Annotated in this window: 18 protein-coding genes; 6 read left to right on the top strand and 12 right to left on the bottom strand. The window is 47.0% G+C overall.

Annotation, left to right across the window (positions count from 1 at the left end):
• Positions 1 to 10 precede the first annotated feature (10 nt).
• The 3 genes from leuS to A2X74_RS06675 all read right to left on the bottom strand — a co-directional run bounded on the left by leuS (position 11) and on the right by A2X74_RS06675 (position 4,325).
• Positions 11 to 2,683 (bottom strand): leucine--tRNA ligase, encoded by a 2,673-nt coding sequence (gene leuS / locus A2X74_RS06685; protein WP_293626381.1) that lies wholly within the window; start codon positions 2,681 to 2,683, stop codon positions 11 to 13.
• A gap of 54 nt (positions 2,684 to 2,737) precedes the next feature.
• On the bottom strand, positions 2,738 to 3,538 hold the full coding sequence (gene dapB, locus A2X74_RS06680; RefSeq protein WP_293626378.1) for a 4-hydroxy-tetrahydrodipicolinate reductase: 801 nt from the start codon (positions 3,536 to 3,538) through the stop codon (positions 2,738 to 2,740).
• 67 nt (positions 3,539 to 3,605) lie between these two features.
• Positions 3,606 to 4,325 (bottom strand): outer membrane protein assembly factor BamE, encoded by a 720-nt coding sequence (locus A2X74_RS06675; RefSeq protein WP_293626376.1) that lies wholly within the window; start codon positions 4,323 to 4,325, stop codon positions 3,606 to 3,608.
• 43 nt (positions 4,326 to 4,368) lie between these two features.
• Here A2X74_RS06675 and fur point away from each other — a divergent pair, with 43 nt between their 5' ends.
• Positions 4,369 to 4,827, top strand: coding sequence for a ferric iron uptake transcriptional regulator (gene fur / locus A2X74_RS06670; protein WP_293626521.1), 459 nt, complete (start codon positions 4,369 to 4,371; stop codon positions 4,825 to 4,827).
• A 114-nt stretch (positions 4,828 to 4,941) separates the two neighbouring features.
• Here the strand turns inward: fur and gap are convergent, their stop codons facing one another.
• Positions 4,942 to 5,970 carry a type I glyceraldehyde-3-phosphate dehydrogenase gene (gene gap, locus A2X74_RS06665; RefSeq protein ID WP_215376785.1) on the bottom strand — a complete coding sequence of 343 codons (1,029 nt, stop codon included), beginning with the start codon at positions 5,968 to 5,970 and terminating at the stop codon, positions 4,942 to 4,944.
• A gap of 60 nt (positions 5,971 to 6,030) precedes the next feature.
• On the bottom strand, positions 6,031 to 8,025 hold the full coding sequence (gene tkt, locus A2X74_RS06660) for a transketolase (RefSeq protein WP_293626371.1): 1,995 nt from the start codon (positions 8,023 to 8,025) through the stop codon (positions 6,031 to 6,033).
• A 43-nt stretch (positions 8,026 to 8,068) separates the two neighbouring features.
• Between tkt and A2X74_RS06655 the strand changes: the two genes are divergently transcribed.
• Positions 8,069 to 8,830: a 16S rRNA (uracil(1498)-N(3))-methyltransferase gene (locus tag A2X74_RS06655; RefSeq protein WP_293626369.1), complete on the top strand. Its 762-nt coding sequence runs from the start codon at positions 8,069 to 8,071 to the stop codon at positions 8,828 to 8,830.
• A 33-nt stretch (positions 8,831 to 8,863) separates the two neighbouring features.
• Here the strand turns inward: A2X74_RS06655 and A2X74_RS06650 are convergent, their stop codons facing one another.
• Together A2X74_RS06650 and A2X74_RS06645 are read right to left on the bottom strand one after the other, a co-directional pair.
• Entirely contained in the window at positions 8,864 to 9,484 is a 621-nt protein-coding gene (locus A2X74_RS06650) for a barstar family protein (RefSeq protein WP_215302474.1), read from the bottom strand.
• Positions 9,485 to 9,622: 138 nt separating this feature from the next.
• On the bottom strand, positions 9,623 to 11,962 hold the full coding sequence (locus tag A2X74_RS06645; RefSeq protein ID WP_299764985.1) for an NADP-dependent malic enzyme: 2,340 nt from the start codon (positions 11,960 to 11,962) through the stop codon (positions 9,623 to 9,625).
• 72 nt (positions 11,963 to 12,034) lie between these two features.
• Here A2X74_RS06645 and thiL point away from each other — a divergent pair, with 72 nt between their 5' ends.
• From thiL to A2X74_RS06630, 3 genes are read left to right on the top strand one after another with little or no spacing between them, the layout of a single operon-like run.
• On the top strand, positions 12,035 to 13,057 hold the full coding sequence (thiL, locus tag A2X74_RS06640; RefSeq protein ID WP_293626339.1) for a thiamine-phosphate kinase: 1,023 nt from the start codon (positions 12,035 to 12,037) through the stop codon (positions 13,055 to 13,057).
• A complete protein-coding gene (locus tag A2X74_RS06635) occupies positions 13,054 to 13,635 on the top strand; it encodes a phosphatidylglycerophosphatase A (protein WP_293626337.1) in 582 nt (193 codons plus the stop codon). Before thiL ends, A2X74_RS06635 begins: the two co-directional genes overlap by 4 nt.
• Positions 13,632 to 14,156 (top strand): CinA family protein, encoded by a 525-nt coding sequence (locus tag A2X74_RS06630; protein ID WP_293626335.1) that lies wholly within the window; start codon positions 13,632 to 13,634, stop codon positions 14,154 to 14,156. Before A2X74_RS06635 ends, A2X74_RS06630 begins: the two co-directional genes overlap by 4 nt.
• Before the next feature lie 18 nt (positions 14,157 to 14,174).
• Here A2X74_RS06630 and corA read toward each other — a convergent pair whose 3' ends face one another.
• Entirely contained in the window at positions 14,175 to 15,146 is a 972-nt protein-coding gene (gene corA, locus A2X74_RS06625) for a magnesium/cobalt transporter CorA (RefSeq protein WP_293626334.1), read from the bottom strand.
• A 74-nt stretch (positions 15,147 to 15,220) separates the two neighbouring features.
• Here corA and pyrF point away from each other — a divergent pair, with 74 nt between their 5' ends.
• A complete protein-coding gene (gene pyrF, locus A2X74_RS06620) occupies positions 15,221 to 16,066 on the top strand; it encodes an orotidine-5'-phosphate decarboxylase (protein WP_293626332.1) in 846 nt (281 codons plus the stop codon).
• A 27-nt stretch (positions 16,067 to 16,093) separates the two neighbouring features.
• On the opposite strand, the gene mtgA is transcribed toward pyrF, so the two are convergent.
• The 4 genes from mtgA to A2X74_RS06600 are packed head-to-tail and all read right to left on the bottom strand — an operon-like array spanning position 16,094 to position 20,634.
• Positions 16,094 to 16,834 (bottom strand): monofunctional biosynthetic peptidoglycan transglycosylase, encoded by a 741-nt coding sequence (gene mtgA, locus A2X74_RS06615; protein ID WP_293626330.1) that lies wholly within the window; start codon positions 16,832 to 16,834, stop codon positions 16,094 to 16,096.
• Positions 16,835 to 16,851: 17 nt separating this feature from the next.
• Positions 16,852 to 17,760 carry a shikimate dehydrogenase gene (gene aroE / locus A2X74_RS06610; protein WP_293626328.1) on the bottom strand — a complete coding sequence of 303 codons (909 nt, stop codon included), beginning with the start codon at positions 17,758 to 17,760 and terminating at the stop codon, positions 16,852 to 16,854.
• Between the two features lie 41 nt (positions 17,761 to 17,801).
• A complete protein-coding gene (locus tag A2X74_RS06605; RefSeq protein WP_293626325.1) occupies positions 17,802 to 18,662 on the bottom strand; it encodes a TonB family protein in 861 nt (286 codons plus the stop codon).
• Entirely contained in the window at positions 18,646 to 20,634 is a 1,989-nt protein-coding gene (locus A2X74_RS06600) for an RNB domain-containing ribonuclease (RefSeq protein WP_293626323.1), read from the bottom strand. The genes A2X74_RS06605 and A2X74_RS06600 overlap by 17 nt, the downstream gene beginning before the upstream one ends.

Below are 20,634 nucleotides of genomic sequence, written 5' to 3'. Positions count from 1 at the left end.
CGTTAGCAATCTAAGCAACAATATTGATTAAGCGACCTGGCACCACGATCACCTTTTTAGGTGCAGCACCATTTAACGCCTTCACCGCAGGCTCGCTTTGTAATGCCAAAGCCTCAATTTGCTCTTTAGTGGCATCCGCAGGCACACGAATATCCCCACGTAACTTGCCATTAATTTGCAACATGATGGTCAACTCAGTTTGAATCAGCGCAGCTTCATCTACTGCAGGCCATGGCGCATCTAATAGCGTGCCAAAAGATTGATCGCAACCAACCTCATTCCAGAGGGCATGCGTTAAGTGAGGTACCACTGGGTAAAGTACCCGAATCAGAATACTCAAGCATTCACGCAATACAGCGGGTCTCACTGTAGTCTTATCGCCTAATTTCACAGGTTCTAAGACGTTCAGCATCTTCATTGCCGCAGAAACTACGGTGTTGTACTGACGACGCTGATAGTCAAAGTTAGCTTGCTTCAGAATGGTATGTACTTCCCGACGCAATTCTTTTTCTGCGTCATTTAAATCACTTGGCAATACTTCAGAGGCAGCGCGGATTGCATCAGCTTGACTGCTGGTATACATCCATACACGGCGCAAGAAACGCGATGCACCCTCTACACCGGCACTAGACCACTCGAGCTGTTGCTCAGGAGGGGCAGCAAACATCACAAATAAACGCGCAGTATCAGCACCGTATTGATCAATTAAGGCTTGGGGATCAACGCCGTTATTCTTACTCTTAGACATCTTCTCAATGCCACCAATAATTACTGATGTGCCAGAAGCATCGCCTTTCAACTTGGCGCTTTGAGGGCGGCCTTTGTCATCTAGCTGGAGCTCTACATCCAATGGATTTAACCAAGTCTTTTTACCAGATGCTTCTTCAGAGTAATACGTCTCATTGAGCACCATGCCTTGCGTTAGCAAGTTCTGGAACGGCTCATCAAAAGTAATGAGATTGAGATCACGCATGACCTTAGTCCAGAAGCGTGCATAGAGCAAATGCAAAATCGCATGCTCAATACCGCCAATGTACTGATCCATTGGCATCCAGTATTCATTACGCGCATCGACCATCGTCTTTGCATCTGGACCGGTGTAACGCATGAAGTACCAAGAAGAATCCACAAAGGTATCCATGGTGTCAGTCTCACGACGTGCGGGCTTGCCACATTGTGGACACTTCACATTAAGGAAGTCGGCACGCTTATTGAGCGGATTACCGCTGCCATCTGGCACGCAATCTTCGGGCAGTACTACTGGTAAATCTGCTTCAGGTACTGGCACAGCACCGCAACCAGGATTGTGCTGATCGCCACAATGAATAATCGGAATTGGCGTACCCCAATAACGCTGACGAGAGATACCCCAATCTCGCAAACGGTAAGTAGTTTTGATTTCACCAATACCCATTTGCTCTAAATCTTTTGCCACCGCATCAACAGCCTCTTCATGCGATAGACCATCGTACTTGCCGCTGTTTAAACAAACGACGTCATCCTTCTGGGCGTACCAATCTTGCCAGTGGCTAGTGTTGAACATATCCGATTGAGTACGCAAAGCAATCACTTGCTTAATCGGTAAGTCATACTTCAGTGCAAAGGCAAAATCTCGCTCATCATGCGCAGGAACGCCCATGACAGCACCATCACCATAGGACATCAACACATAGTTACCCACCCAGACTGGGACAGGTTCATTGGTGAGTGGATGCGTCACGTATAAACCTGTGAACATGCCTTCTTTTTCTTGAGTAGCGAGGTCAGCTTCGATCACGCTCCCGGTTTTGCATTTCTCAATAAATGCTGCCAACTCAGGATTATTGGTTGCCGCTAATGTTGCCAATGGATGCTCTGCCGCAACTGCACAGAAAGTAACACCCATGATGGTGTCAGCACGCGTTGTGAATACATACAACTGACCATCTTGAACAAAATTACCATTTGCATCAGTAATCTCGTGCTTGAACGCAAAACGGACACCACGACTTTTGCCAATCCAATTCTGCTGCATGATCTTGACGCGCTCAGGCCAACCCAGACCATCTAAACCAGTCAGCAGTTGCTCTGCATAGGCCGTAATGTTGAAGTAGTAACCAGGAATCTCACGCTTCTCCACTAAGGCGCCTGAACGCCAACCGCGCCCATCAATCACCTGCTCATTAGCCAATACTGTTTGATCGATTGGATCCCAATTCACGACTTGAGTCTTGCGATAAGCAATGCCCTTTTCAAGCATTTTCAAAAAGAGCCATTGATTCCAACGATAGTAATCAGGACTGCAAGTAGCCACTTCGCGCGACCAATCAATTGCTAGACCCATCGCTGCCATTTGCTTTTTCATATAAGCAATGTTGTCGTAGGTCCATTTAGCTGGTGGCACTTTATTCTGAATGGCAGCATTTTCAGCAGGCATACCAAACGCATCCCAACCCATCGGCATAAGTACGTTATAGCCCTGCATGCGCAATTGTCGCGCCATTACATCGTTAATCGTATAGTTACGAACGTGGCCCATATGCAACTTACCTGATGGATAAGGCAACATGGAGCAGGCGTAGTATTTTGGTCTTGGCTTACCAGAAGCATCTACTGCGTTCTCGGCTACCTTATAAGCTTGTGCACTTTCCCAATCAGCTCGCGCTGCAGCTTCAATACTGCGGTGATCGTAATCCTTACTCATTCAATACAACTCTTTTCTTCTATTCTTTAATTAATGGTGATCGTATTTGGTGAGTTACTTGCGCAGACCAAGAACATCTTGCATATCATACAAACCAGAATTCTGACTCTGTAAGAAGCGTGCAGCACGTAAGGAACCTTGTGCATAGGACTGGCGGCTAGAAGACTTATGGCTGATTTCAATGCGTTCGCCCTCGCCTGCAAATAGGACGGTGTGATCACCCACAATATCTCCACCACGAATAGTGGCAAAACCAATTGAGCCTGCCTTACGCTCGCCGGTGTGACCTTCGCGGGCATATACAGCAACATCGTCTAACTTCTCACCAAGGGCATCGGCAATCACTTCACCCATTCTCAATGCAGTACCAGATGGTGCATCTACCTTATGACGATGATGCGCTTCGATGATTTCGATGTCGTAACCTTCGTTCAACATCTTTGCCGCAATTTCTAATAATTTGAATGTGGCATTCACGCCTACACTCATGTTTGGCGCAAATACGATGGCTAAATTTGCGGATGCTTTTTTCAGGCTATCGATTTGCTCTGGGCTAAGACCAGTTGTGCCGATAATCATTTTGCTACCCGTCTTTTGCGCTACAGCCAAATGCGCCATCGTGCCTTCTGGGCGAGTGAAATCAATTAAGAATTCAGCGCCTGTTAAAGCCTTTGAGATATCCGATGTAATGGCTACGCCAGTTTTTTTACCCAAGAACGCGCCAGCATCTTCACCTAGTAGCGGGCAAGACTCATGCTCTAAGGCGCCAACCAACTCAGCATCTGAGCAATTGAGCACAGCCTCGATCAACATTTTCCCCATACGGCCGGTTGCACCAGCAATTGCGATTTTCATCATTTGTATCTTCGTTTCTTATTCAAGGTTGTCGAAAGAAATCACTCGACATCAACACAACTTATCTTTACTTAACTTCACTAGCCTGCGGAACGTTGAGATCGCCAGGGCCTAATTGTTGAGGCACCGGCTGAGCGTCTGGTGATTTTTTTGAGAAGCTAAAAAAGTCCCAAAAAGAACTACTAGCAGGAGCCGCAGGAACTGCAGCACCAGCTGGCAAATTATTCGTGGGGCTAGGCACTAGCAACTCTGGCTGTTGCAAAGGCGGTGTTACTGGAGGCTTGTTCGATCCGGTCACAACATCCCAGAAGGAGCGCTTGGTTTTTGCATAGCCATCGATCTCAGCAACTAGCTCAACCTCTGTTGGCAAAGCGTCACCCTGAAACTTCACTAGCTTATCGCCCTCAAAAAATACGGTGACGCGCCGCTCTTTACTAATTTGCTGACCCGAACGCTTAAATTCAAAAACATAGTCCCAGCGATTGGCATGGAAATAACTTGCTAGCAAAGGTGTTCCCAAAATTTGACGGACCTGCTCTCGACTCTGGCCCACTTGTAATTTCGCGTATTGCTCACTAGAAATAAAGTTGCCCTGCACAACATCAGGGACATAAGGCCTAAAGACTTTATTCATCCAGGCACGTTGGGTTTCATCTACGGCGCTAGTGCAGCCAGTAGCGATCATTACCGCACCAATAGAGGCAATAACTAATCCTGACCGAGCAAGGCCAAAAACCCCAAACATGGAGTTCAATAAACGGGTAAAAACTTGAAGGCAATTTTGCATGGCAGGCCGTATCATTAAGACATTGATTTTAGCTCCCAAACCTATGAATATGAACCAAAACCCGACTCCAGCAGATTTACGCGATATTGGCCTCAAAGCGACCGGTCCACGGATGAAAATATTGGACTTCTTTCACCAGAACGGTGGGACCCACTTTAGTGCTGAAGATGTCTTTATGGCCCTAGCTAAGGAAGATAAAGAAATTGGTTTGGCCACGGTATACCGGGTACTGACCCAGTTTGAGCAAGCAGGGCTCTTGCTCCGCAGTCATTTTGAGTCCAGCAAAGGCGATGGTAGGGCCATTTATGAGCTCAATGAGGGGCAGCACCATGACCACTTGGTCTGCCTCGATTGCGGCCATGTAGAAGAGTTTGTCGATGAGGCCATCGAGAAAAGACAACGTGATATCGCCAAAAACCTGGGTTTTAAGCTCCAGGAGCACTCTTTAGCCATGTATGGGCACTGCCAAAAGAAGAATTGCCGCAATAAAACCAAGACTTAAACCTAATTTATTTAGATTTTATCTACAGATAATGAAAAAAGACCTCAATTGAGGTCTTTTTTACATCAAAAACAAGATTTTAAGTACTTTTAGCCTTAAAACCTCATCAATTACTTACTTTACGGCCATCAATGCTTCAGCAGCATTGAGCATTTGGACTGAATAGCCCCACTCGTTGTCGTACCAAGCCAAGACTTTGACCAACTTGCCATCTGCCGACACGCGAGTCTGGGAAGCGTCATAAATACTGGGGCGTGGATCGTGATTGAAGTCGATGGAAACCAAAGGTAAGGTATTGAAACCCAAAATACCCTTCAACTCACCCTCACTCGCTGTTTTGAGAATAGAGTTCACTTCATCCACGCTAGTAGCGCGGCTAGCAGCAAAGGTTAAATCCACAACAGAAACGTTAATGACGGGCACGCGCATTGCAAAACCGTCAAAGCGCCCTGCCAAAGCTGGCAATACCAAGCCAACCGCTTTTGCCGCACCGGTCTTAGTTGGAATCATGCTGCTCACAGCAGAACGCGCACGGCGCATATCCTTGTGATACACGTCAGTCAGAACCTGATCATTGGTAAATGCATGGATCGTAGTCATCAAGCCAGACTCGATACCAATCTTTTCTAGCAATGGCTTAACCAACGGCGCTAAACAGTTAGTCGTGCAGCTCGCGTTAGAAACCACGACATCGCTTGGCTTGAGCACTTGCTGGTTAACGCCGTAAACAATCGTGGCATCCACATCTTTTTCACCGGGAGCAGAAATCAATACTTTCTTCGCGCCCTGAGAGATGTGCACCATGGCTTTTTCTTTTGAAGTGAATTTGCCGGAGCACTCGAGCACCAAGTCCACACCCAACTCACCCCATGGGGTTTCCAAAGGATTACGGGTTGAGAACATCTTGATACGATCACCATTAACCACCATGCAATCGCCGTCTACTTTTACTTCGGCAGGAAAACGACCGTGCGCAGAATCATATTGCGTCAAGTGCGCATTGATATCGATATCACCCATCGCATTAATCGCCACGATTTTGATATCACGTCTTGGCTTGCCATTGACTTGATCTTCATACAAAGCACGCAAGACCATACGACCAATGCGACCATAACCGTTAATTGCGACACGAATTGTCATTCCATTCCCCTTGCTAATTTTGAATTCTTAAACAGATAATTTATTTGCTTTTGATCTTTTTTATTTCTTTGCAATGCATTGCTTTACTGTTTTAGCGATCTGATCCACAGTCAAGCCAAAATATTCATAAAGCACTGGCGCTGGCGCTGACTCACCAAAGGTATCAACACCGTGCACAGCTGCACAACCATACTTCCACCAGAAATCACTCACCCCAGCTTCAACAGCAATGCGCGGAATATCAGCTGGCAAGACTTTTGCTTTGTAAGCAGCATCTTGTTGATCAAATACCGTTGTTGATGGAATTGACACCACACGAATGCCAAAGCCTTCACCCTCTAAACGCTCTGCAGTTTGTAATGCCAAAGCAATTTCAGATCCGGTAGCAATAATTACTGCATCGATTTTGGATTTCTTTGGATCACGCAAAACATATCCACCGCGTGCAATGTCTTTTACTTGTTGGCTATTACGCGATACAAATGGGCAGTTTTGACGACTGAAGATCAAAGCACTAGGGCCATGCTTACGCTCAATCGCGGCACCCCAGGCAACTGCACTCTCCGTGGTATCGCATGGACGCCAAACCATCAAATTTGGGATGAGGCGCAAGCTCGCTACATGCTCCACTGACTGGTGTGTTGGGCCATCTTCACCCAAGCCAATCGAGTCATGCGTAAAGACAAAGATGCTGCGCAACTTCATCAATGCAGCCATGCGCAAGGCATTGCGACTGTAATCCGAGAAGGTTAGGAAGGTGCCGCCGAATGGAATATAGCCGCCATGCAAAGCGATTCCGTTCATGATGGCACTCATACCAAATTCACGAACACCGTAGTTGATGTGGTTACCCCACTGATCAGCACGCACAGCTTTACATGAAGACCAGTTAGTTAAGTTAGAACCTGTTAAGTCAGCAGAGCCGCCCATAAACTCTGGCAAGGCTGGTGCCAATGCTTCGATGGCATTCTGACTTGCCTTACGAGTAGCAATGGTTTCTGCTTTAGTTTCACAAGTCTTTAAGTAAGCATCTAAAGTTTTAGAGAAGTCTTTAGATAAGCCGCCTTGCATACGACGCTGTAATTCAGAAGCCAGTTCTGGGTATTTATTTTTGTAGGCCTGGAATTCTTTATTCCACTCATGCTCAGCAGCTTGACCGCGTTTCTTGAAATCCCAAGCCTCATAAATATCTTTCGGAATTTCAAACGGTGCATATGGCCAGTTCAAGGCAACACGAGTTGCTGCAATTTCTGCCGCGCCCAATGGGGAGCCATGCACCTTATCGCTACCAGCCATGTTTGGCGAGCCCTGACCAATCGCTGTCTTGCAACAAATCAATGTCGGCTTATCACTCTTCTTAGCTTTAGCAATTGCACTTGATACGGCCTCTGCGTCATGCCCGTCCACATCACGAATCACATTCCAGCCATAAGCTTCAAAACGCTTTGGTGTGTCTTCGTTAAACCAAGAAACGACTTTGCCATCAATCGAGATGCCGTTGTCATCCCATAGCGCAATCAATTTATTGAGCTTGAGTGTGCCGGCTAATGAACAGACTTCATGACTAATGCCTTCCATCAAACAACCATCACCTAAAAATACATAGGTGTAGTGATTAACGATGTCATGACCTGGGCGATTAAATTCTTGCGCTAATAATTTTTCAGCAAGCGCCATACCAACTGCATTAGAAATTCCCTGACCCAAAGGACCAGTAGTGGTTTCTACACCGGGCGTAATTCCATACTCAGGATGGCCAGCAGTTTTACTGTGCAACTGACGGAAATTTTTTAACTCGCTCATCGGCAAGTCATAACCAGTTAAATGCAATAAGGAATACAACAACATAGAACCATGACCGTTTGATAAAACAAAGCGATCGCGATTCATCCAATGTGGATCTGTTGGGTTATGTTGCAAATGCTCATTCCAAAGACCGACTGCAATATCAGCCATACCCATTGGCATTCCAGGGTGACCAGAATTGGCTTGTTGAACTGCATCCATGGATAAAGCACGAATGGCATTTGCCATACGAATTTGAAGGTTTGACATCGTAAATTGGGTCTCTAGGAAATTAATTAGCTATATTTCAGTAATGCCTCAATTTTATCTTCCCGGGCCATGGGAAACCCAAAAGCCAAATACCCTCACCCCTGAGCTCGCCCATCATTTACGGGTACGCCGCATCCAAGTTGGTGAATTCTTCCCAATCTTCGATGGCAAAGGCCAAGTTGCTCAGGCAAAACTCCTTTTCTTGGGCAATAAATCTGGGGAAGCAGAGTTGAGTGATATTCGTTTAGATACTCATCGTGAGAGTCCTTACGCCATCACCTTGGCCCAAGGCCTTGCTGGCGGCGACAAGATGGACTGGGTGGTTGAAAAGGCTATAGAGACGGGTGCTCAAGTCATTGCGCCACTGCAGTGTGAGCGCTCAGTCATCAAATTAACTCGCTCCAGCGATGCTGAGCGGGCTCAAAAACGCCTCCTCCACTGGGAGGGCATTGTTCAGGCGGCCTGTGAGCAATGTGATCGTACAGTTTTAGCTTCTGTAGAGCCCGTGCAAAGTTTTGAAAGTTATCTACAAAAGCCACAAAAAGCCACACTTAAACTACTTTTAAGCCCAGATACCGACAAAAGCCTGTATTCAGTATTAATTGAAAGTCCGCCCCAGGATGTTATTTTGATGATTGGGCCCGAAGGTGGTCATTCTCCAGAAGAAGAGGCTCAAGCTCTGGCTGCTGGATATCAGATCGTCTCTTTAGGTGATCGAGTATTGCGAACTGAGACCGCTGGAATTGTGGCAATCACTACCGTTCACAGCATTTGGGACCCAGAAATGCAAAATCGCCTCAAGTAGAGGCGATTTGTGCTGTTTTATGGATTTACCGCTTTAAGCAAAAGAGTAAAACACGCGATAAGGTGTGCGGCGCTCAGACCAGAAGTCCACAGCATCACGGAACACATCTAACAGGGTCTCGCGAGCTTCTTTGTCAAACTTCTGAGTGCAAGGCAAGCCTTCAAGAACCACTACGAAACCTGGCTGTGGACCAGACTTGTCAACCGTAGTCGTCAAAGCATCCAATAAAGGATCGAAATTCTTCGCTTGTTGCTTGGTAAATGTATAGGCAATAGCAATCGCTTCCAACACTTCGCCTTTAGTCATTGCATTTGCACAATTGGCGTAAATGAAGTGTTGACCAAGCTCAGTAGCCGCCTCCTGGAGGTCAGGAGTGCGGAAAGCACGAATAGATTGCACGATATTAGGGCGCACACTGCGCAACATTGCCGGCGGTCCGGCATCGCGAACGGCCAAAGCGGCACGCCAAGAAGCTGTCACTTTTTTCCCCGAAACTTGATTTGCTGCATAGGTTTGTAAACGAGATAAACCACCCTCAGCATAGATATTGGCAGCAGATGACTCAGTTTCAAGTCGATCGTTGCTATCCCAACTTTCAGCGCGACTGTGTTCGTCGAAGCTTACTGTAGTGCCGTTTTCAGAGCGATTATTCATGATGGGTGCTAGGTTACCCTTAACACGCCATCAAATCAAGCCCAATTACAGCACATTTTATATAAACCATTGATTTATATAATAATTATTTATGTTAGTTATTGCTAACTAACATAAATAAAAGACTGCATTTACGCCTTAAGCCACACCTCTAGCGTTACTTGCCGCCTCAACTACCGCCAAAGTGGTGACATTGACGATACGGCGCACAGTAGCCGATGGCGTCAAAATATGAATCGGCTTAGCGGCACCTAGTAACAATGGGCCGATTGCAATACCGTTACCAGCAGCAGTCTTTAACAAGTTGTAAGAAATATTGGCGGCATCAATATTTGGCAACACGAGCAAGTTGGCATCACCTTTTAACGGGGATGAAGTCACTGCGCTGGCACGAATAGTTTCATCCAAAGCGCTATCACCATGCATCTCACCATCTATCTCTAATTCAGGATCTGCTTTTTGAATCAAAGCCAACACTTCACGCATTTTGATAGCGGATGGAGCGCTGCTTGAACCAAAGTTGGAATGGGACAGGAGTGCAACTTTAGGTGCTAGACCTAATTTGCGCATCTCACTTGCAGCCATCAATGTCAATTCAGCTAATTGTTCTGCAGTTGGATCAACATTGACATGAGTGTCGACCAAAAATACTTGGCGACCCGGCAAAATCAAACCAGACATTGCACCATAAACATTAGCACCAGGCTCGCGACCAACTACCTCATCGATATACTTCAAATGCGTTGCTGAATTACCGACCGTTCCGCAAATCATGCCATCAGCCATGCCTTTGCTAATCATGATCGATCCAATCAAACTATTGCGACGACGCATTTCTAGCTTAGCGAAAGATTCGGTAACACCCTTGCGCTCAGTCAAACCCAAATAGGTTTGCCAGAAATCACGATAGCGTGGATCACTCTCTGGATTCACAATCTCAAAATCTTCACCGGACTTAATACGTAAACCAAACTTACCGATACGATGCTCGATCACTGCTGGTCTACCAATTAAGATTGGGGTAGCAAGATGCTCATCGGTAATGATTTGCACAGCGCGCAATACGCGCTCATCTTCACCTTCGGCAAATACGATACGTTTTTGAGCTGCAGGCACGCGTTTAGCAATACTAAACAGCGGCTTCATCAAAGTGCCAGAGTGGTACACAAATTGTTGTAACTGATTACGGTAAGCATCAAAGTCTTTAATCGGACGTTGAGCAACACCATCATCCATTGCTGCCTTAGCAACTGCTGGGGCGATAACCGTAATCAAACGTGGATCAAATGGTTTCGGAATTAAATACTCTGGTCCAAAAGACAAGTTCTCAATACCGTATACAGAGGTCACCACTTCGCTTTGCTCAGCTTGCGCCAACTCCGCTACAGCCTTAACCGCCGCGACTTCCATGCCACGTGTAATCGTAGTTGCACCAACGTCTAATGCGCCTCGGAAGATGAATGGAAAGCACAATACGTTATTGACTTGATTTGGGTAATCAGTGCGGCCTGTTGCCATCACTGCATCGGGACGAACTTCTTTGACTTCTTCAGGAAGAATCTCTGGGGTTGGATTTGCTAAGGCATATATCAATGGCTTATCCGCCATCTTTTTCACCATGGATTGCTTGAGCACACCACCAGCCGAGAGGCCCAAGAAAATATCAGCACCCTCAATCACTTGATCCAAAGTGCGCAAATCAGTTTCTTGGCAGAATGGCTCTTTCTCTGGATCCATTAATTCAGTGCGGCCTTTGTATGCAACGCCAGCTAAGTCAGTAACCCAAATATTTTTACGTGGAATACCAAGATCAACCAGCAAATCCAAGCAAGCTAATGCAGCAGCGCCAGCACCTGAGGTAACTAATTTCACATTACCCACATCTTTGCCAACGACTTTCAAGCCATTCAGAATTGCAGCAGCAACCACAATCGCTGTTCCATGCTGATCATCATGGAAGACTGGAATCTTCATGCGCGCTTGTAATTTACGCTCAACTACAAAACAATCTGGAGCCTTGATATCTTCTAAATTGATACCGCCAAAAGTAGGTTCAAGTGCTGCAATGATTTCAACCAATTTATCTGGATCGTTTTCATTCACTTCGATATCGAAAACATCAATACCAGCAAATTTCTTAAAGAGGACTGCTTTACCTTCCATCACCGGCTTACTTGCCAATGGGCCAATATTTCCTAATCCCAATACTGCAGTGCCGTTTGTAATCACGCCGACTAAATTGCCGCGCGCTGTGTAACGGAATGCATTGGCAGGATCTTTGGCAATTTCTTCACACGCAGCAGCAACCCCTGGGGTGTAAGCCAAAGCAAGGTCTCGCTGATTGGTTAACTGCTTCGTTGGAGCAATTTCGATTTTTCCAGGAACAGGAAACTCGTGATAGTGAAGAGCTGCTGCTCTTAAATCTGCTATTTGTTGTTCTTTACTGCTATTGCTTGGTTTACTCATCAGTTCACTCATCAATCAGACTTATTCAAGCTTCTAATTCTATTCCTCTCGGATGAAAGATTCCCAAGAGCCATAAAATGGGGCATGCAATCTCAAACTTCCTCACTTGGCGAATTTGACCTGATTCAGCGCTTCTTTAAAACGCAGTCAGAACTCATGCTTGCCAGCAATCCTGGCTCAGTCACGCTCGGGATTGGTGATGATTGCGCTCTACTCAAAACCGACCCCGCTGAAGATCTGGCAATTACCAGCGATATGTTGGTCAGCGGAAGGCACTTTTTCCCGGATGCAAACCCTGAGTGGTTGGGCTGGAAAGCCCTAGCAGTCAACCTCTCAGACCTTGCAGCCATGGGCGCCAAGCCTGTAGGCTTCACTCTAGCACTGGCATTACCTGAGCCCAATCCGGCCTGGTTAGAGGCCTTTAGCAAGGGTTTATTTGCCATTGCAAATACCTATTCCTGCCCACTCATTGGTGGCGATACTACTGCCGGACCGCTGAATCTTTGCATCACTGCCTTTGGTGCCATTCCGAAGGAAAAAGCTATTCGCAGATCGGGGGCAATGGATGGTGACGACATTTGGGTTTCAGGGACTGTTGGCGATGCAAGACTTACTCTTGCTGCACTGCGTCATGAAATTGAATTATCTAAAGAAGATTTAGTGCTTATTGAGGCACGCATGCATCAACCCGCCCCAAGAGTGAATTTAGGTCTTGCCTTGAGAGAAGTCGCCAATTCCGCTTTAGATATCTCTGATGGCCTGTTGGGTGATCTCAAACACATCCTTAAAGAGTCAGGCAAAAGTGCTGAAATCTTCTTAGACAGAATTCCAAAATCCAGCACACTACTCAAGCAATCGCAGGTGATCCAAAACCAATTTGCTGCAAGTGGTGGCGATGATTACGAGCTGTGCTTTACCGCTCCAAGCAGTAAACGGGATGTCATTGCCAAAATAAGCGCAGACCTCAATCTTCCGCTGACTCAAATTGGTAGCATCAAATCCATGCAACACTCAGCACCCGAGATACACATCATTGATAGGGATGGAAAAGCATTAAGCAGTCAAGAAGCCAATTTACTGCTGAAATCCTTTGATCACTTTGCATGAACCTCCAATTGAATACACCTGACTCCTCCACATTTTCTCCAAGCTTCAAATGGGTATTCAGTAAACCTAGTCGCGCCCTTGCATTCGGGATGGGCAGCGGCCTAGCGCCCTTTGCACCCGGTACCGCAGGAACGCTCTGGGCTTGGGCCGCCTTCTTGATAGGTGAGTACTTTCTATCAACCGAAGCTTGGTTGTGGATCGTTGGGGTAGGAATTGCGCTGGGTTGCTGGATCTGCGGACAAGTCAGCGAAGAGCTAGGCAAAAAGGATTTTGGCGGGATTGTGTGGGATGAAGTTGTCGCTTTTTGGCTCGTACTGATTTTTATCATGCCGGCAAGCCTAGGGGTGCAAATTGTGGCATTTGCACTCTTCCGATTTTTTGATGCCGTCAAGCCAGGACCGATCGGAATGATTGATCGTCACTTTAAGCAATTAGAGAATGGTGATAATTCCACCCCTTCCAGTTTTGGTTTAATACTTTGGCGTGGCTTCGGAATCATTGCCGATGATTTAGCTGCAGCATTTTTCACCTTACTCACCATCACACTCTTACATATTGGATTGAGCTACATCTCATGAAAAATAATAACGACCCCCAACATGAACTAGCGAGAGCGGTTGCACTGACTTTAGTAAGTCGAGGCTGGAAAATTGCCTTAGCTGAATCCTGCACTGGCGGTCTTGTCTGCGCAACCCTGACGGATTTAGCAGGCTCGAGCGATTGGCTTGAGAGAGGCTATATCACCTATAGCAATGCTGCGAAATCTGAATGTTTAGACGTTCCAGCAGAGATGATCGACTCGTTTGGTGCAGTCAGCGAGCAGGTTGCTAAAGCCATGGCTGAAGGGGCGCTTCACAATGCCAATGTCAATGCCGCTATCTCCATTACTGGCATCGCTGGCCCAACAGGCGGCTCACCTGAAAAACCAGTTGGCACCGTCTGCTTTGGCTGGGCAATTAAAGAGAGTATTGGAGATGGTGTCATCAATACCGCCACACTGACAAAGCACTTCAATGGTGATCGTCAAATCGTACGAGAACAAGCGCGTGATTTTGCACTCTCTCAATTTCTGGAATTGCTTAAACCTAAAAACGCCTAATAAGGCAGCACTACAGAATTAGCGGGAGCTTAGCCAGCCCTTATGGCGGAAGTAGCCCAATGGAATCATCGCTGAAATCACCATAGAGAGAATGGCGACTGGATAACCCCAAGTCTCTTCTAGCTCGGGCATGTAGCGGAAGTTCATGCCCCACACGCTCGCCAATAAAGTCGGCGGCATCAAAGCAACAGATACCACCGAGAAGATCTTGATGATCTTACTTTGGTTCAAGTTAATAAAACCGACTGTCGCATCCATCAAGAAGTTGATCTTATCGAACAAGAACGCAGTATGGTTTTCTAGTGAATCAATATCTCGCAAAATCTGACGCGCCTCTTCTTGCTGCTCATCGGATAATAATTTGCTACGCATTAAGAATGACAATGCACGGCGGGTATCCATCACATTACGACGAATACGTCCGTTGGTATCTTCTTCCTTAGCAATTGTTTCGAGCACTTCTTCTGCATCGTTATCAGTGATGTCATCCTGCAGAACGCGCTTACCTGCTTGTTCGAGGTTTTCATAAACCTCCTCTAATGCGTCAGCAGAATACTCCGCATCAGTGGAGTACAGGTCGAGTAAAACGTCTTTTGCATTACTAACTGATCCTGGACGCAAACGCGCGCGCAAGCGCACCAAGCGGAACACCGGTAAATCTTCATCATGAATTGAGAACAACACTTGCTTGGTCATTACGAAAGCGACTCGCACGTTGCGAGAAGTTTCTTCTTCATCCAATAGGAAATCAGTACGAATATGGAGGTGGCCGTCATCTGCCTCGAAATAACGCGCAGAAGCTTCCAAGTCACCCAAATCATCTAATTCAGGCAAAAGAACGCCAAAAGCCTCTTTAATCCATAGGAGCTCCTCTTCTTCAGGGTCAACGACGTCAATCCAGATAGGGTTGGAGTATTGCAACAATTCATTGCGATCTTCCACTTGCTCTTGAGAGAGGCGGCCATTTTGCAGGACGAACAAGTTGATCATGGTGAACTCCTAAGGAATGGTCGCTAGTTTATCCTATAGATCATGACAGTTTCACTAAAATAAGCCCAATCCCAATGAACTCAAGCCCAAATACCTTTACCCAACAACTCCAGTCTGCATGGGCTTCCCAAGGCAGCATGTTGTGTGTGGGCTTCGATCCAGATCCTAAGCGCCTACCTGCTGTATTTCAGGGTAAGCCTGAGGGGATTTTTGAGTTCTGCCGCGAGATCGCTGATGCCACCGCAGATACCGTCTGCTCCTTTAAGCCCCAGTTCGCCTACTTTGCCTCCCAAAGAGCTGAAGCCCAACTAGAAAAGCTGACTCGATACCTTAAAGATAAATACCCCCATATTCCAGTCATCTTGGATTCCAAGCGTGGTGATATCGGCAGTACTGCCGACCACTATGCCTTGGAGGCTTTTGAGCGCTACGGTGCAGATGCGGTGACCGTGAACCCTTACATGGGCTTTGACACGATCGAGCCTTACCTAAAACACGCCGGCAAGGGTGTGATTGTTTTATGCCGCACCTCAAATCCTGGAGGCTCTGACCTTCAGTTCTTGAATGTGGCTCCCAATGGCGAACCGCTTTACCTGCGTGTTGCCAAACTCGCCGCACAACAATGGAATGCCTCTGGCCAAATCAGCCTTGTAGTTGGAGCAACCTTCCCAGAAGAAATTGCCAAGGTGAGAGGAATTGTGGGCGAGATGCCATTACTCATTCCAGGTATTGGTGCTCAAGGCGGCGATATCGATGCCACGGTAAAGGCTGGCAGCATCCCCAATAAACCAGGCACGGGCATGATGATTAACTCTTCCAGAGCAATCCTGTATGCAAGCTCAGGGAATGATTTTGCAGAAGCAGCTAGAAAAGTGGCCATCACCACTAGAAATGCATTAAGAGCTGCAGCCAGCAAATAAAAGAAGTTGGGCTAACGTACAGCAGCCCTAACGCGTCTTTGGTTTTGGAGTGGGCGTTAGAGCCACTCTGTCCATATTTTCTAAAATAAAGTCTTGCCGTGTAGGGAAGTGAATATTGGCTTTGCGACAGTACTGCGCTTTGTCGAAACACTTCGGCGCTGGCAATGCAGAGGCTAAGGCTGCAGCCTGCTCACGATCAAGTGATGCTGGCTTTATTCCATAGTAATGCTGAGAAGCAGCACCGATACCGAAGATGCCCTCACCCCACTCCACTGAATTCAGATAGATTTCAAACATCCTCTGTTTAGACAACATTACCTCAAGTAGGCCAGCAATAATCAACTCCTGTGCCTTGCGAAAATAATTCTGTTCGGAAGAAAGGAAAAGGTTCTTGGCTAGTTGCTGCGTGATTGTGGAGCCGCCACGTAAAGCAGTTTTAGATTTACCGCCTGGTTGATTGAGCTGTGAATTTTTAGCCCATGCTTTTTGCATATCCTCCACTCGCACGCCCATATGCTGAAAAAAGATGTCATCTTCACTAACCAAAACAGCGCGCTTCAGGTTGTTCGATATTTTGTCGTAAGGAACCCATTTTGACTGCACCGGGCAAGACCAATGCAAACCGCAAAGCCGCCAACGCTCTGCCCTCTGAAATGCAGTACTACTTGGATCCAGCGTTGCCCAGATTCCAATCTGAATGACAAAGTACATTTGCATGGCAACAAAGCCAGCAAGTAAACATTTCAGAAGGTAATAAAGCCAGCGCATCAAAGCTCAGCTAGAAACTAGGAAGTACGGAGTTCTGCCAATACAGCACGAGGATCAATCGCATCAGCAAGCTCGGGACCTCGCCAAATTAAGAAAGCGTCAGCGGCCTGCTCTACCAACATACCTAAGCCATCACTGACTCGCGCGCCACGATGTAATGCCTGTTGCATGAAAGCAGTGGCTTTACCATAGACCATGTCATAAGCAAATGATCGTGGGGTAAAAATATTGCTTGCTGCCGCATCACTAATCGGCGATGCATCGGATAGGCCGGCAGCAGTGGCATTAATGATGAGATCAAAAGGAGATGTAGTCTTAACAGCATCTTCAAGATCACTTAAAGAAACTGCTTGTAGTGCAACACCCACTGAGCTAGCCAAGCTACCAAACAAGTGAATCAATTCATCAGCCTTGACATTAGATCGATTGGCAATCATTAATTCTTTCGGCGAGTGCTCTAGCAACGGGCCAAGCACTCCGCGCGAGGCGCCACCTGCGCCCAACAACAGAATTCGGGAGCCCTTAATCTGGATACCCTGTGCCAATAGGTCTCTGACTAAACCAGCACCATCGGTATTGTCACCAAAGATTTTTCCATCTTGAATACATAAAGTATTTACAGCACCAGCAAGCTGTGCACGCGGTGTTAATACATCTGCAAGTGCTTGTGCATCCAACTTAAATGGAACAGTGACATTCATGCCCTTACCACCAGCAGCAAAGAAGGCTTGCGCAGCAGTTTTGAATTGATCAAGCGCAGGCTGCAAACGACCATAGTGCATTTTTTGATTTGACTGTTCAGCAAATCGTTTATGAATAGCAGGAGATTTACTGTGCGAGATCGGGTTGCCAGCAACCGCATAGACATCCAGACCAGGAAATTGGGTTGGATCGGTATGCAATTCAGCGGAAGTGGCTTGACTCATAGTGACTACAGGATAAGCGAAATTGACTAATGCCTACTTAATTAAGGGCGCAGATCTAAGCGATCAGATCCATCTCTCGTGAAATCAAAAGTAGAAACCCAGTCCAAGATATCAATTTGATTGCGCATTTCTGCAGGGAAAACTCCAAAGGGGGCAGAAGCACGAACGATTGCTAAGGCCTGGCGATCTAACTCAGGGTTACCAGAGCTGCGCCCAATGCTCAAGCCATCTTTACCTTGGGCATTGTTAGCAATCCGCCCTTGGGCATCGACACTCACCACAATCACCAAACTGCCATATAAAGGTCGACCATTAGCTCGTGGGAAAAATGTACTTCCATAGGCCTCAATCTTTTGACGCATGGCATCGTAATACTGTGCAAAGACAACCGCCTTAGTACTTGCACCAGTCAAGACCTTACGGCGAGGTTCGCGCCCATTGACCTGCAAACGCTTGGCCAGCTCAGCCTCTAAAGAGTTCAGTTGGGATGCTGCTTTTTTTTCATCGCCACTTTTACGACCGCCTGATAGGGCTTGATCTGCTTCGAGCTTAGCCAGCATTTGTTTTTGTTGTTTCTCCAAAACTTCAAGGCGAGCATCCGCACCAAGTCTTGCTCGGTGTAATGCGCTGGCATCTTGATTGGGGGTGTTACCACCTCCATGCAAATCTGCCTGAGCCAACTTATTGGCCTGCTTGGGCGCCACCTGATTACTGGCATTTACCAAAACAACGCTCAGAGGCGTATTTAAACGACGATTTTCTATTTCACCAATACCCCAGCGAAAAGACAAGAAAATGAGGTGAGCCAGAATCGAGAGACCCAACGCATAGCCAAATGGGTAACGGCGCCAACTGCCATCTAAGCGCTCTACTAACTGAGCAAATTTAGGCGGGACTTGCATCACTCTCAGGTACTTCTGGTGTTTCAATATGCAGCACGCGAACTCCCGCAGTAAGCTGCAGAAGATCTACGTCAGCAATACTCACTTCAGCCCGAGTCATACGAGGATGTGTGGCCAACTCTGGAACCGGCAAATGCAATGGAACAGGCTCAACGCGCGACATACCTTCTTTGAGATGTCTCACAAAGACTTGCCTCGGAACTTCGTCCTGAGCAACCCAACGCAAGCACCAATATTTCTCAAGACGGTCCTGGTATTCACCGTAGGCTGAATAGCAAGCTTCAAAGTCGGCAGCAATACCCATTAGGGCAGCATCTCGCGGCGGAAATGGTGCCACCATCTTGGCTGTGATGCCATGCTTGGCAATAGCAATTAACTGCCACTGATTGACTAAATCTGAATAGCGGCGCAATGGTGATGTGCACCAAGCGTAATACTCCAAACCCAATCCTTCATGAGGGCCAGGGGTTGTCTGCATGCGAGTACGTAAAGGACCCCAACCCTTTTGAGTTCGGAACAAACCAGGTATCCCATGATCTGCCAACAAACGTCCTGAAGCACTATTGCAATAAATCATCCACTCAGCAACGATGGTGTCCAGGATGGAGCCGCGCTGACGGGGGGTAATCTCGACTCGCTGCGCACTATCCACTTCCTTGATTTGAAAATGAAAGTCTCTCGCAAAAGCGTTAGGATCCAAAACTCCTAATTGCTCAGCACGCAATCCATTGGCTACGCGCTGCTCTTGGCGCCCTGCATGCAATAACTTTGCTGCGGCCCACAACACGCTGAGCTCTTGACGATAAGCATAGTCAGCTGATTCATCAACTAGGCTTTCTTCCGTTACTAGATGCTCCAGATTCTCTAAGCGCAAATTTGCTCCCATCGGAACCATCTCAGCACGTAACTGCAGAGTCTCTTTATCCAAGACTCCAGCCGCATCAATATCCACATAAATCGATAAAGCTGGGCGAGCAGCACCCTCATCTAATGAGAACTGGGCAATCACCGTATCTGGCAACATCGTGATCTTGTCGCCAGGAAAATACACCGTAGACATACGCGTGCGTGCGACCTTATCTAAAGGATCATCCTTAGCAATCACCAAACCAGGTGCTGCAATATGAATACCAACACGATGCCCGCCACCCTCAAGCGCAGTCACCGATAAAGCGTCATCAATTTCAGTAGTACCTGAGTCATCAATCGAGAAGGCAGTCACTTCAGCTAAAGGTAATTCTGAAATTGCCGCATCTAATGCAGCTTGATCAACCGCCAAACTTTGGTCATGTGCTGCACCCTGCGGGAAATGCGCCTTTAAGAACATGCCTTGGTGATATTGCAAAGGTGAATCAATCGCACCGCAGCGGATCATCAATTGGGCAGGAGATTCTCCTGACTCAGTGCATGCAGCAATTAATGCTTTGTAAGCTGAGGTATTTTTATCCGGAGAAAACAATAGTTGATTTGCTTGAGACTTGAGCGTCTCTGGAAACACGCCAGCCACCAGCTCCTTTTGCCAAGCAGCCTGCTGCTCTAATTCTTTTTGCTTACGCTCGAGCGCAGCCAAACCAGCCTGCAATTGCTCTAGCGGCGCTCGCTGAAAACGTCCGCGACCTTTGCGGCGGAAAAAAACCGGTGCGCCTTGTAAGGCAATTGCTAATGCAGTTTGTTGCGGAATACTTGCTTGAGCACCAAAGTATTCTTGGGCAACATCTACCAAACCAAACTCTTCATCGGGGGCGCAGTCCCATAAGAACTGCAAATCAATCTCTTGAGATAAAGTATTTGCCTCATCCATTAAAGCTTGTGGCTCTGGCTTTTCAAAACGTAGCCAAACTTCTTTGGCCTTTAGTTTGATCTTTTTCCCGGACAGGCTCGTCGCCTGCCAAGATTCAGCATCTCCAGCGCCCGAGGCAGACTGGACTGTGGCGACCTTGATGTCACCACCCTCTTCATATAAAAGATGCAT

The organism is Polynucleobacter sp. GWA2_45_21 (assembly GCF_001830325.1).
In the GTDB taxonomy this organism is placed as follows: domain Bacteria; phylum Pseudomonadota; class Gammaproteobacteria; order Burkholderiales; family Burkholderiaceae; genus Polynucleobacter.
Note: the sequence above shows the minus strand (reverse complement) of the source record. Positions and strands in the feature narration are given on the sequence as shown.

What these genes read in the sequence shown, in the direction of transcription:
- leuS (WP_293626381.1), bottom strand. Translation starts at nt 2,683, where the DNA reads ATGAGTAAGGATTACGATCACCGCAGTATTGAAGCTGCAGCGCGAGCT.
- dapB (WP_293626378.1), bottom strand. Translation starts at nt 3,538, where the DNA reads ATGAAAATCGCAATTGCTGGTGCAACCGGCCGTATGGGGAAAATGTTG.
- A2X74_RS06675 (WP_293626376.1), bottom strand. Translation starts at nt 4,325, where the DNA reads ATGCAAAATTGCCTTCAAGTTTTTACCCGTTTATTGAACTCCATGTTT.
- fur (WP_293626521.1), top strand. Translation starts at nt 4,369, where the DNA reads ATGAATATGAACCAAAACCCGACTCCAGCAGATTTACGCGATATTGGC.
- gap (WP_215376785.1), bottom strand. Translation starts at nt 5,970, where the DNA reads ATGACAATTCGTGTCGCAATTAACGGTTATGGTCGCATTGGTCGTATG.
- tkt (WP_293626371.1), bottom strand. Translation starts at nt 8,025, where the DNA reads ATGTCAAACCTTCAAATTCGTATGGCAAATGCCATTCGTGCTTTATCC.
- A2X74_RS06655 (WP_293626369.1), top strand. Translation starts at nt 8,069, where the DNA reads ATGCCTCAATTTTATCTTCCCGGGCCATGGGAAACCCAAAAGCCAAAT.
- A2X74_RS06650 (WP_215302474.1), bottom strand. Translation starts at nt 9,484, where the DNA reads ATGAATAATCGCTCTGAAAACGGCACTACAGTAAGCTTCGACGAACAC.
- A2X74_RS06645 (WP_299764985.1), bottom strand. Translation starts at nt 11,962, where the DNA reads ATGAGTGAACTGATGAGTAAACCAAGCAATAGCAGTAAAGAACAACAA.
- thiL (WP_293626339.1), top strand. Translation starts at nt 12,035, where the DNA reads ATGCAATCTCAAACTTCCTCACTTGGCGAATTTGACCTGATTCAGCGC.
- A2X74_RS06635 (WP_293626337.1), top strand. Translation starts at nt 13,054, where the DNA reads ATGAACCTCCAATTGAATACACCTGACTCCTCCACATTTTCTCCAAGC.
- A2X74_RS06630 (WP_293626335.1), top strand. Translation starts at nt 13,632, where the DNA reads ATGAAAAATAATAACGACCCCCAACATGAACTAGCGAGAGCGGTTGCA.
- corA (WP_293626334.1), bottom strand. Translation starts at nt 15,146, where the DNA reads ATGATCAACTTGTTCGTCCTGCAAAATGGCCGCCTCTCTCAAGAGCAA.
- pyrF (WP_293626332.1), top strand. Translation starts at nt 15,221, where the DNA reads ATGAACTCAAGCCCAAATACCTTTACCCAACAACTCCAGTCTGCATGG.
- mtgA (WP_293626330.1), bottom strand. Translation starts at nt 16,834, where the DNA reads ATGCGCTGGCTTTATTACCTTCTGAAATGTTTACTTGCTGGCTTTGTT.
- aroE (WP_293626328.1), bottom strand. Translation starts at nt 17,760, where the DNA reads ATGAGTCAAGCCACTTCCGCTGAATTGCATACCGATCCAACCCAATTT.
- A2X74_RS06605 (WP_293626325.1), bottom strand. Translation starts at nt 18,662, where the DNA reads ATGCAAGTCCCGCCTAAATTTGCTCAGTTAGTAGAGCGCTTAGATGGC.
- A2X74_RS06600 (WP_293626323.1), bottom strand. Translation starts at nt 20,634, where the DNA reads ATGCATCTTTTATATGAAGAGGGTGGTGACATCAAGGTCGCCACAGTC.